At 55.5% G+C, this 12,174-nt stretch carries 9 protein-coding genes, 1 tRNA gene and 1 other RNA gene; 8 read left to right on the top strand and 3 right to left on the bottom strand.

Annotated features, from left to right (window positions below; all coding sequences use genetic code 11):
- Position 1: 1 nt before the first annotated feature.
- From ffs to QT230_RS03300, 3 genes are all read right to left on the bottom strand, one after another.
- An RNA gene (gene ffs / locus QT230_RS03310) (signal recognition particle sRNA small type) lies at positions 2 to 98 on the bottom strand.
- A 78-nt stretch (positions 99 to 176) separates the two neighbouring features.
- Positions 177 to 253, bottom strand: a tRNA-Met gene (locus tag QT230_RS03305).
- 87 nt (positions 254 to 340) lie between these two features.
- A complete protein-coding gene (locus tag QT230_RS03300) occupies positions 341 to 1,279 on the bottom strand; it encodes a choline ABC transporter substrate-binding protein (RefSeq protein WP_308320056.1) in 939 nt (312 codons plus the stop codon).
- 164 nt (positions 1,280 to 1,443) lie between these two features.
- On the opposite strand from QT230_RS03300, the gene betI reads away from it, so the two are divergent.
- The 8 genes from betI (at position 1,444) to QT230_RS03260 (ending at position 12,166) form a co-directional block, all read left to right on the top strand.
- Positions 1,444 to 2,064, top strand: a complete 621-nt coding sequence (betI, locus tag QT230_RS03295; protein ID WP_308320055.1) for a transcriptional regulator BetI — start codon at positions 1,444 to 1,446, stop codon at positions 2,062 to 2,064.
- A 26-nt stretch (positions 2,065 to 2,090) separates the two neighbouring features.
- Entirely contained in the window at positions 2,091 to 3,560 is a 1,470-nt protein-coding gene (gene betB / locus QT230_RS03290) for a betaine-aldehyde dehydrogenase (protein ID WP_308320054.1), read from the top strand.
- 9 nt (positions 3,561 to 3,569) lie between these two features.
- Positions 3,570 to 5,243, top strand: a complete 1,674-nt coding sequence (gene betA, locus QT230_RS03285; protein WP_308320053.1) for a choline dehydrogenase — start codon at positions 3,570 to 3,572, stop codon at positions 5,241 to 5,243.
- Between the two features lie 230 nt (positions 5,244 to 5,473).
- Positions 5,474 to 7,960: an acyl-CoA dehydrogenase gene (locus QT230_RS03280; RefSeq protein ID WP_308320052.1), complete on the top strand. Its 2,487-nt coding sequence runs from the start codon at positions 5,474 to 5,476 to the stop codon at positions 7,958 to 7,960.
- Between the two features lie 237 nt (positions 7,961 to 8,197).
- The gene (locus QT230_RS03275) at positions 8,198 to 9,295 is read left to right on the top strand and encodes an ABC transporter ATP-binding protein (RefSeq protein ID WP_308320051.1); all 1,098 of its coding nucleotides are present in this window, start codon (positions 8,198 to 8,200) and stop codon (positions 9,293 to 9,295) included.
- The gene (locus QT230_RS03270) at positions 9,288 to 10,388 is read left to right on the top strand and encodes an ABC transporter ATP-binding protein (RefSeq protein ID WP_308320050.1); all 1,101 of its coding nucleotides are present in this window, start codon (positions 9,288 to 9,290) and stop codon (positions 10,386 to 10,388) included. Before QT230_RS03275 ends, QT230_RS03270 begins: the two co-directional genes overlap by 8 nt.
- Positions 10,381 to 11,268, top strand: a complete 888-nt coding sequence (locus QT230_RS03265) for a sugar ABC transporter permease (protein WP_308320049.1) — start codon at positions 10,381 to 10,383, stop codon at positions 11,266 to 11,268. The genes QT230_RS03270 and QT230_RS03265 overlap by 8 nt, the downstream gene beginning before the upstream one ends.
- Before the next feature lies 1 nt (position 11,269).
- Positions 11,270 to 12,166: a carbohydrate ABC transporter permease gene (locus QT230_RS03260; protein WP_008956663.1), complete on the top strand. Its 897-nt coding sequence runs from the start codon at positions 11,270 to 11,272 to the stop codon at positions 12,164 to 12,166.
- The last annotated feature ends 8 nt before the right edge of the window (positions 12,167 to 12,174 follow it).

Genomic DNA, 12,174 nt, shown 5'->3' with positions numbered 1-12,174 from the left:
GCCCCAAAAGCCACATCCCGGCACACGCAGCCACCACTACCGTTGCTCCCTTCCGGGCCTGGCGGGGTTCGCAGTTTAGCGTTGCGGGAGGACCTAAGGGGCCACCATAACGGCACACTCTTTTGTCTAAAAACTGTTTCTATTAAAAACAGCAGCGAGTGTACTGATTGCTGATGTGGTGGCTACGCCCTGATTTGAACAGGGGACCCCATCATTATGAGTGATGTGCTCTAACCAGCTGAGCTACGTAGCCTTTCCGTCATCAACGGGTGCAGATTATGCCTACCTTAAATACGAAAGGCAAGCCGGATTCCGGCTTGCTTCTCTTAGCTAAATCGCCTTACTGAATAGCGGCGCGCACTGCTTCGCCGCCTGGCTCGCCGTCACGAGTCGTAACGCCGTCCAACCACTTGTCCAGCACGCCATCATTAGCCTTCAAGTAGTCACGCGCGGCATCACGAGGATCTTCGCCATCATCCATGATCGCGCTCATTAGCTGGTTTTCCATTTCCAGCGTAAAGGTCATATTGCGCAACAAGGTACCCACATTCGGGCACTCATCCACGAAACCGGCACGGGTATTGGTGTGCACCGTCGCACCGCCTAAATCCGGACCAAAATAATCATCGGCATCAGAGAGATAGGCCATCTCAAAGTTAGAGTTCATGGGGTGCGGCTCCCAGCCTAAAAACACCATCCACTGCTCATTGGGCACCCGAGCGCGCAGTTCCGCCAACATTCCCGCTTCGCTGGAGTCGATCACCTGCCAATCGCCTAACCCATAGGCGTCTTCATCGATCATCTGCTCGATGAGCTCGTTGCCGTCGTTGCCCGCTTCGATGCCGTGCACGCTGCTCTCAAACTGATCTGCATGCTCAGCCAAATCATTAACCGACGTCACGCCCGCATCGTAAACGTATTGGGGCACGGCCAGGGTGTACTTGGCCCCTTCCAAATTGGCGACCAAGCGTTCAACTTCACCGCGTTCGATGTAGGGATCGCTGATAGACGCCATTGAAGGCATCCAATTACCTAAAAAGACATCGAAATCATTGTTGCGCATACCGGCGTAAGCAATCGGCACGGACACCGTATCGACGCTTGGCTCATAGCCAAGCCCTGCAAGCACTTCACTGGCTAAAGCGGTGGTCGCGGTGATATCGGTCCAACCGACTTCAGCAAAACGCACGCTGCTGCACTCATCGGCGTAAACCGCCGTTGGCAAACCCGCTGCCAGTAATAAAGCACCCGCGTAGCGTGAAGAAATTCTGCTCATCATCGTTGTCCCCTTAAAGCAATAAATATTGTCGGCGCCTTTTTATTGATTGAACGTTCAATAAAAAAATGCCATCATTGTTAGGTAATCATGTCTACGCTCGGGTTTCAAGCAGCGACCCACGTCAGACATTCAACGAATTAGGAGAATCTCTTTAGGAGAACATCGTGCCAAAGGTGGGAATGGAACCGATACGCCGCCAGCAGTTAATTAACGCAACCATGGCCGCGATTGATGAAGTTGGCTTGGCCGAAGCAACGGTCATGCGCATTTCGCGCCATGCGGGCGTTTCAGCGGGCATTATCAGCCACTACTTTGGCGGTAAAGATGGCCTACTGGAAGCAACGATGCGGCAAATTCTTACCGACCTTACCAAGGCCGTTGCGGTACGCCGTGATGCGCTGGAAGACGACTCGGCCCGCGCTCATATCGGTGCCATCATCGAGGGCAACTTTGACCGCACGCAGGTAACAGGCCCTGCTGCCAAGACCTGGTTAGCGTTCTGGGCCAGCAGCATGCATAAACCTATGTTGCAGCGGTTGCAAAACGTCAACGATCGCCGCCTTTACTCCAATTTATGTCACCAGTTCCGACGGGTAATGCCTCGCACAGAAGCCCGTAACGCAGCACGTGGCTTGGCCGCCATGATCGATGGGCTATGGCTGCGTGGCGCGCTTACAACAGAAGGTCTCAACGCTGAAGAAGCCCGCTTTCTAGCGCACACCTATCTTGATCAGCTTCTTGCGCACTATGGGTGCCAACAACCCGCATCCAACACTTACAGCTAATTTTTATCTTATTTAAGGAGTCCTACATGGCCGCTCAAGAAGTACAGCCACTCTATATTGATGGTCGCCAGGTAGACGCCACTTCAAGCGAAACGTTTACCGTTACCAATCCGTTTGATGGCAGCCTGCTGGCCACTATCGGCCAAGCCAGCCAAGCCGATGTCGATTCAGCCGTCGCAGCGGCCCAACGCGGCCAGCGCGAGTGGGCGGCGATGACCGGCATGGAACGCTCGCGCGTTCTGCTGCGTGCCGTAGCACTATTAAGAGAGCGCAATGACGAACTGGCCGAACTGGAAACCCGCAACACCGGCAAGCCCATCAGCGAAACCGCTAGCGTCGATATAGTGACCGGCGCGGATGCGCTGGAGTACTACGCAGGCTTGGCACCCGCTATTGAGGGCAGTCAGATTCCCCTTCGCGATAGCTCGTTTGTGTACACCCGCCGCGAACCGCTGGGCGTGATTGGCGCGATTGGCGCCTGGAACTATCCGATTCAAATTGCCTGCTGGAAAGCCGCCCCGGCGCTAGCTGCAGGCAACGCGGTCGTATTCAAGCCCAGCGAAGTTACCCCGCTCACCGTGATGAAACTGGCGGAAATCTTCACAGAAGCAGGCCTGCCTAACGGCGTCTTTAACGTGGTACAGGGTGACGGCCGCGTGGGCGCAATGCTCACTGAGCACCCCGGCATTGCTAAAATCTCATTCACCGGCGAAGCGGGCACCGGCAAGAAAGTGATGGCCGCCGCCGCAAGCTCAACGCTGAAAGACGTCACCATGGAACTGGGCGGCAAATCACCGCTGCTGGTCTTCGCAGATGCCGACCTGGATCGCGCGGCTGACGCCGCGATGATGGCCAACTTCTACTCCAGCGGGCAAATCTGCACTAACGGCACGCGGGTATTTGTCGATCGCAGCGTAAAAGACGCCTTTGAAGCCAAGCTGGTAGAGCGCGTTAAGCGCATCAAGGCGGGCGACCCAATGGACCCCAGCGTCAACTTTGGCCCGCTGGTCAGCTTCGAGCATCAACACAAAGTGCTCTCCTATATTGCCCTGGGTAAAGAGCAAGGCGCTCGGCTGTTAGTCGGTGGCGACGAGTGGAACACCGGCAGCTATACCAACGGCGCCTGGGCGGCACCCACCGTATTCACCGACTGCACCGACGATATGCGCATTGTGCGCGAAGAGATCTTCGGCCCAGTGATGTCGGTGCTCGCCTTTGACGACGAAGCAGAAGTCATTCGCCGCGCCAATGACACCACCTACGGCCTTGCTGCCGGTGTCTTCAGCGAAAGCCTGAACCGCGCTCACCGCGTGATTCACCAGCTCGAAGCAGGTATTTGCTGGATCAACACCTGGGGTGAGTCGCCTTCCGAAATGCCCGTTGGCGGCTATAAAGAGTCGGGCATTGGCCGCGAAAACGGTATCGAGACACTTAATCACTATACCCAAACCAAGTCCGTACAGATTGAAATGGGCCCGTTTGAGTCAGTGTTTTAAGGAGTTTATATGTCTCAACCACGTGAATTTGATTACATCATTGTCGGCGCAGGCTCGGCCGGTAATGTGCTGGCTACTCGTCTAACCGAAGACAGCAGTGTCAGCGTGCTACTGTTAGAAGCAGGCGGCCCTGACTATCGCTTCGATTTTCGTACCCAAATGCCTGCTGCTCTAGCCTTCCCGCTACAGGGCAAGCGCTACAACTGGGCGTTCGAAACCGACCCCGAACCGCATATGGATGGCCGTCGTATGGAGTGTGGCCGTGGCAAGGGGTTGGGCGGCTCCTCGCTGATTAACGGCATGTGCTATATCCGCGGCAATGCCCTGGATTACGACAACTGGGCCAAACAGCCTGGCCTTGAAGACTGGGACTACTTAAGTTGCCTCCCCTACTTCAAAAAATGCGAGAGCCGTGACGCTGGTGCCAATAGCTACCACGGCGGCGACGGCCCGGTCAGCGTGACTACACCGAAGGACACTACCAATCCGCTTTATCGAATCTTTATCGAAGCGGGCAAGCAAGCAGGCTATCCGGAAACTGAAGACGTCAACGGCTACCAGCAAGAGGGCTTCGGCCCCATGGATCGATTCGTGACGCCTAAAGGCCGCCGCGCCTCAACTGCCCGTGGCTATCTGGATACGGCCAAACAGCGCCACAATCTCACCATCGAAACCCATGCCGTCACCGACGTTATAGAGTTTGAAGGCAAGCGTGCGGTGGGTGTTCGCTATGAACAGAAAGGCGAAAAACAGCAGGCCTACGCCCGTCGTGAAGTGCTGTTGTGCGGTGGCGCCATCGCCTCGCCACAGATTCTACAGCGCTCCGGTATCGGCAACCCAGAACTGCTGAAAGAACTCGATATCGAAACGGTTCACGCCCTACCCGGCGTCGGTGAAAACCTCCAGGATCATCTGGAGATGTATATTCAGTACGAGTGCAAGGAGCCTATCTCTCTCTACCCCGCACTGAAATGGTACAACCAGCCCAAAATTGGCGCCGAGTGGCTGTTTAAAGGGACTGGCGTGGGCGCCAGCAACCAGTTTGAGTCCTGTGGTTTTATCCGCAGCCGCGATGAAGAGGAGTGGCCCAACCTGCAGTACCACTTCCTGCCCATCGCGATTAGTTACAACGGTAAAAGCGCGGTGCAAGCCCACGGCTTCCAGGCCCATGTTGGCTCTATGCGCTCGGAAAGCCGCGGCCGCATTCGCTTGACCTCGAAAGACCCTCACGCCGCACCCAGCATTCTGTTCAACTACATGGCCAAAGAGAAAGATTGGCAGGAGTTCCGCGACGCCATTCGCCTCACCCGCGATATCATCGCCCAGCCAGCCTTTGATAAATACCGTGGTCGTGAGATTGCTCCTGGTCCAGACGTCCAGACGGATGCCGAACTGGACGCTTTCGTCAAACAGCATGCCGAAACCGCCTACCACCCCTGTGGCAGTTGCCGGATGGGCAACGACGAGATGGCGGTCACTGATGGTCAGGGCCGCGTCCATGGACTAGAGGGCCTGCGCGTCGTCGATGCCTCACTCTTCCCGGTGATCCCCACTGGCAACCTGAACGCGCCGACGATTATGCTGGCGGAGAAAATCGCCGACCGTATCAAAGGTCACGAGCCACTTCCTCGCGCCAGCATTGACTACTATGTGGCTAACGGCGCACCGGCCAAACGCGCCTGAACATTTAGTCTGTTTACCACTCAAAACGCTATGGCTTGTCGCCATGGCGTTTTTTTTGGCTACGTTAAAAGAACGAGCTACGCCAAACGTGCCTAAAAACTTGCGTGTGGTAGCCCCCATCTGCCAATATTCAAACAAGTGTTCGACTCAATATCTCAACAACGATGTTACTCGCGTTTTATTAACAACAGTCGGCCTGCAACAATGGCCAGCAAAAAGAGAGATAACCTATGCTCACCCTCCTTCTTATCGTGCTCGCCATTGTTGGCTTGCTCGTGGTCATGCGTCGCGAAGCAGGCGCCCCAGCAGCGCTTGCGGTGCTGGGCGTATTAGGCCTTGTTGGACTGCTGCTTGATGCCGAAGTCATCGGCGTACTGCTGCTAATAGGCGCCGCAGCGGTGGCCGCCGCAGGCTTAACCACGCTGCGGCGTAAATGGCTAACACCGCGCCTATTCGCCATCTTCAAAAAAGTCGCGCCAAAAGTCTCCGACACCGAACGAACGGCCTTAGAAGCGGGCAGCGTTTCCTGGGACGGAGAGTTATTCTCAGGCAAGCCTCAGTGGAACAAACTGCTCGCCTTCAAAGACGACGGTCTGCGCGACGATGAAAAAGCCTTCTTAGCCAATCAATGTGCCCAAGCGGCGGGCATGTGTAACGCCTGGGATATCGCCCAAGAGCGTGCCGATCTACCCCAGCAGCTTTGGGATTTCCTAAAGAAAGAGGGCTTCTTCGGCATGATTATTCCGAAGGAGTACGGCGGCCTGGGCTTCTCAGCCAAAGCCCAGTCCATGGTGCTGCAAAAGCTCTCTGCCAACGAAACCCTGATGGTCACCGTGGGCGTACCCAACTCTCTCGGTCCTGGCGAGCTGCTGCTCAAATACGGTACTCAGGAGCAGAAAGATCACTACCTGCCGCGCCTATCTGACGGCCGTGAGATTCCCTGCTTCGGCCTCACCGGCCCCCGTGCCGGTTCAGACGCCACCTCGCTGCCCGATACCGGCGTAGTGTGCAAGCAAACCATTGACGGCGAAGAAGTGATTGGCCTGCGCCTTAACTTCGAAAAACGCTGGATTACCCTGGCGCCCATCGCCACCGTCGTAGGCTTGGCCTTCCGTCTGTTTGACCCGGAAAAACTGTTGGGTGACGAAGAGGATCGCGGCATTACTCTGGCGCTGATCCCCCGTGATACCGCTGGCATGGAAATTGGCCGTCGCCATCACCCTATTGGTAGCCCGTTTATGAACGGCCCGATTATCGGTAAAGACGTATTCGTACCGCTGGACACCATTATTGGCGGACCGGACATGATCGGCCAGGGTTGGCGCATGCTGGTGGAGTGCCTGTCGATCGGCCGTTGCATCACCCTGCCATCCGGCGCTACCGGTACAGCGCGCTACGCCCTGGGCTGGAGCGGCGGCTTTACCCGCGTTCGTCGCCAGTTCAATGTGCCAGTGGCGGAAATGGAGGGCGTTCAGGAGCCCCTAGCGCGCATGACCGCGCTGGCCTACATCTCCCAGGCCACGGTTTATCAAACCGCTAACATGATCGATCACGGCGAAAAGCCTGCGGTCCCCTCGGCAATTCTGAAAAGCCAATTAACCGAGTTTCAGCGCGTCATACTGAGCGACGCTATGGACGTTCACGGTGGCAAGGCGGTGACCCTTGGCCCGCGTAACTACTTGGGTATCGGCTACAGCGCCAACCCGGTAGCGATTACCGTGGAAGGCGCCAATATCATGACCCGCAACCTGATGATCTTTGGTCAGGGCGCGATTCGCTGCCACCCTTACGTGCTGGACGAGCTGGCAGCGAAAGACGCCAACGATATGCAGGCGTTTGATAAAGCTTTCTTCGGCCACGCAGGGTTAATCTTCGGCAACGCGGCGCGGGCCTTTACCCTGGGGTTTGGCATCGGTAAAGCCAGCGTGCCCTTCGATGGCCCCGCAGTTGCCTATGCCCAGGATATCGCCCGTCTCTCCGCCGGCTTTGGCCTGTGTGCCGATGCCGCGATGGCGAGCCTGGGCTCAGCGCTGAAGAAACGCGAAATGATCTCTGCACGTCTGGGGGATGTGCTGTCTAACCTCTACCTGACGTCCATGGTGCTCAAACAGTGGCAGGCAGGCAGCAAGGTAGAAGGCGAAGAGGCACTGCTGCACTACAGCTGTCGTTTCCTGCTCCAGCGTGCCGAGCAGGCGTTTGTGGAGATTTTCGATAATCTACCCAACCGCGCCCTGGGCAAAACGCTCAACGCTGTCGTAATGCCTACCGGCCGCCGCTGGAACAAACCCCACGACGACCTGGCCCGCGATATTGCCCAGCGTATTTCTACGCACAGCGCCCTACGCACAAAACTGTTGGAAAACACCTGGGACGCGGACGACGGTGAACAGCGCAACCCGCTGGCGCGCTACAACGCCCTGTTGGTGGATTATGACCGCGCCGAAAAAATCTATCGCACCGTCAACAAGGCTTATGCCAAAGGTGAGCTACCACAGACGGCGCTTCACCCTGAAGCACGCGTCGAGGCTGGCTTGGAAAAGGGCTTGATCAGTGCTGAAGATGCCGACTTTATGCGCACCTTCGAGGCCGAAGTGCTGGAAATGCTCACCGTGGACGATTTCGCCTACGATGCCTTTGCCAAAAACAAATCCACGTTGATCGATCACAACGCGAAACTTACTCCAGCGCCTAAGCAGGAACAGGAAAACGTTAAGTAATACTGCTTTTTCAAATCGTTAGCTATAAAGCAAGCCGCTTCCTGGACTCAGGGGCGGCTTTTTTGTGTTCACTTTCTACGCCTAAATGCGTAGACCAATAGGCCAAAAACGCGTTGCAAGTTCGCAAACGATCAACTAGCCTTTCGTAAACGAAAACGATCTACACTATCAATCAACGTTAACCCTCAACGCTATCCAATAACCCTATCCAATAACAATGACGCTAGCGAGATCGGCATGTCCTTACATTTGCAAAATATCGATCACATCGTTAACGGTGTGCCGCATATCAGCGGAATAGACCTAGCTCTTGAGCCAGGCTCTTTCAACGTACTGTTGGGCCGAACGCTGGCCGGAAAAACTACCTTGATGCGCTTAATGGCGGGGCTTGAACCACCCACCCGCGGCAAAGTGATGATGGATGGCAAAGACGTCACTAACGTCTCCGTGCGCAAGCGCAACGTCTCTATGGTGTATCAGCAGTTTATCAACTACCCCAGTCTCACCGTTTACGACAACATTGCTTCACCACTTAAACTGGCCAAACAGCCTAAAAGCGAAATTGATAAGCGGGTTGGTGAAATCGCTGAAATGCTGCATATCGAGCAGTTGCTCAATCGCTACCCCCAGGAGCTTTCGGGAGGCCAGCAGCAGCGTACCGCCATGGGGCGGGCACTGGTCAAAGACGCCGACTTAATCCTGTTTGATGAGCCGCTGGTCAACCTGGACTATAAACTCCGCGAAGAGCTGCGCGACGAACTACGCGAGCTGTTTAAAGCGCGTAACTGCATTGCGGTATACGCCACCACCGAGCCCAATGAAGCGTTAGCGCTGGGCGGCAACACGGCGGTTCTTCACGAAGGAAAACTGCTTCAATACGGCCCTACCGAGCAGGTCTATCGCGAACCCAACGGCCGTTTCAGCGCAGAAATGTTCTCCGAACCACCCATCAATATTGTTCCCGGCCAGTTGACCGACAGCGAGATTACCTTCGATCAATCGCTGCACTTTCCCTGCGATGAGAAGCTAAAACGCCTTGAGCCAGGGGATTATGACTTTGGCGTGCGGGCGTCGCACCTCACCCTGCAACCCCAGCAGGCCGATGACCTGGCGCTGGATGTGCATGTAGATGTAGCAGAGATTAGCGGTTCAGAAACGTTTCTGCATGTTCACCATGAGCGCTTTCCTCTCGTTCTGCACTTAGCGGGCATACACCAGTTTAGTGTTAATCAACCCCTGAAAGTGTACTTCCCTACCCACCAGCTTTACGCCTTCGACAAGCAGGGCCACACAGTACATATTCCTGCACGTCAGGGAGGAGCTGCCCATGGCTGAGATCACGTTAAAAGGTTTGGCGCACTCCTACGAAAAAGCCCCCAAGGGCGCAGCGGATTACGCCATCCGCCAGATGGAACACGTATGGCACCAGGGCGGCGCCTATGCGCTATTGGGCCCTTCAGGCTGCGGTAAATCGACTCTGCTGAACATTATTTCGGGTCTGCTGGAACCTTCAGAGGGTGACGTGCTGTTTGACGGCCAACGGGTCAATGAACTGCCCCCAGAAGAGCGCAATATTGCCCAGGTGTTTCAGTTCCCGGTGATCTACGACACCATGACGGTGTTCGACAATCTCGCCTTTCCCCTGCGCAATATGAATACCCCCGAGTACCGGGTGAAACCCAAGGTGCTCGAAGTCGCCGATATTCTTGAGCTAACCCCGCTATTGAATCGCAAAGCCAAAAACCTGACCGCCGATGAGAAGCAGAAGGTCTCCATGGGCCGTGGTTTGGTGCGCGACGACGTCACGGCCATCCTGTTTGACGAACCGCTCACCGTGATCGACCCACAGCTCAAGTGGAAACTGCGCCGCAAGCTCAAAGAGATTCACGAGCGCTTTAACATCACCATGATCTACGTGACCCACGATCAGTTGGAGGCCTCTACCTTCGCGGATAAAATTGCCGTGATGTACGAAGGCCAGGTGGTGCAATTCGGCACCCCGCGAGAACTGTTCGAACGCCCGGCGCATACCTTTGTGGGTTACTTTATTGGCAGTCCCGGCATGAACTTTATGGCCGTCGAACACCGCGACGATCAAGTCATGTTCGGCTCGCAGCCGCTACCGGTTAGTGGGCAGATGAAGCACGCAGTCGCCAACGCTAGCTCTGCCAATATCAAGTTGGGCATCCGCCCCGAGTTTATCGCCATTTCCTCAAGCGAAATGGCGAATAGCGTGCCCATTCAAGTGACCAGCGTGCAGGACCTGGGCACCTATTCCCTGCTGACCTTCAAACTCAACGAGCAAACCTTTAAAGCCCGCCTACCCGAAGGCCATCCGCCGGTAGGTGAAACGGCATTCGCGCACTTCGACGACGCCCATGTGGCGCTGTATATCGATGAATACTTGGTGGAGGCTGGCCATGAATAATAAAGTACCCAATAACAGAGCCTGGCTACTGGTGCTACCCATGCTGGTGTTGGTAGCGTTCTCTGCCATCATTCCGCTAATGACCGTGGTCAACTACTCGGTGCAGGACGTGCTCGGCCCCCATGCACGCTTTTTTACCGGCACCGAGTGGTTTCAAAGCATGCTCAATGACGATGCGCTGCAGGCGGCGTTTCTTCGTCAAATATCGTTTTCACTGATTATTCTCGCCATTCAGATTCCGCTAGGGATCGGCATCGCGCTGATTATGCCCAAACGCGGTTGGCAGGCCTCGGCGGTGCTGATCCTCATTACCCTGCCGCTGCTAATCCCTTGGAACGTAGTGGGCAGTATTTGGCAAATCTTTACCCGCGGCGATATCGGCTTAATGGGCTGGGGCCTGCGCCAGCTAGGTGTCGAATACAATATTACTCGTAATGCGGGCGATGCCTGGGTAACGATCATCTTAATGGACGTGTGGCACTGGACCCCGCTGGTGGCCATGCTGTGCTACAGCGGCCTGCGCTCGATTCCCGAAGCTTACTATCAGGCAGCGCGTATCGACCGGGCCTCGAAATGGGCGGTGTTCCGCTATATCCAGCTGCCCAAGCTTACCAACGTACTGGTTATCGCCGTACTGTTGCGCTTTATGCACTCCTTTATGATCTACGCCGAGCCCTTTGTATTGACAGGTGGCGGGCCAGGCAGCGCCACCACCTTCTTAAGCCAATCTCTGACCACCATGGCGGTCGGCCAGCAGGATTTAGGCCCTTCTGCAGCGTTCTCTCTTATCTACTTCCTGGTCATTCTGCTGGTGAGCTGGGTGTTCTACACCACCATTATGAATATGCAGAAAGACAAACCGCCGCATGGAGGTGCTTAACATGAGCTATCAACTCGAAAACACCCAGCGCGGTGAAAAGTACAACACGATTTTTAGCAAGGTGTCACCAGCCAAGCGGCGTAACCGCACCGCTCGTGCCCACTGGCGCTCACGTATCTTGCTTGGCCTTTATCTGGCGCTGATGATTCTGCCCATTTACTGGCTGATCAATATGTCGCTCCAGACCAATAGCGAAATTCTCGGCTCCATGACGCTATGGCCCCAGAACCTGACCTTTGATAACTATATCGGCATCTTCACCAACTCAAGCTGGTACATGGGCTACGTTAACTCGATGCTTTACGTGGCGATGAATATGCTCATCACCATTTGCGTCGCGCTACCCGCCGCCTACGCCTTTAGCCGTTACACCTTTATTGGCGACAAGCATCTGTTTTTCTGGCTGCTGACCAACCTAATGGCGCCACCTGCGGTATTCCTGCTGCCCTACTTCCAGCTCTACTACTCAGTGGGCTTGTTTGATACCCACATTGCTGTCGCGCTGGCTCACTGCCTATTCAATATCCCGCTGGCTATCTGGATTTTGGAAGGCTTTATGAGCAGCGTACCTAAAGAGATCGACGAAACCGCCTATATCGACGGCTACAGCTTTCCGCGCTTTTTCGTCAAGATTTTTATCCCCATGATCCGTTCCGGTATCGGCGTCACGCTGTTCTTCCTGTTTATGTTCTCCTGGGTGGAGCTGCTGCTGGCACGTACGTTGACCGCCACTGATGCGCAACCCATCGGCATGATCATGACACGTACCTCCACAGCCTCCGGAATTGACTGGGGCACCCTGGCCGCTGCGGGGGTACTCACCATTATTCCCGGCATTCTGGTGGTCTACTTCGTTCGCAACCATATCGCCAAGGGCTTCGCCCTGGGCCGTACCTGAGGAGATCT

It is taken from the genome of Halomonas sp. SpR8, assembly GCF_031010195.1.
In the GTDB taxonomy this organism is placed as follows: domain Bacteria; phylum Pseudomonadota; class Gammaproteobacteria; order Pseudomonadales; family Halomonadaceae; genus Vreelandella.
Note: the sequence above shows the minus strand (reverse complement) of the source record. Positions and strands in the feature narration are given on the sequence as shown.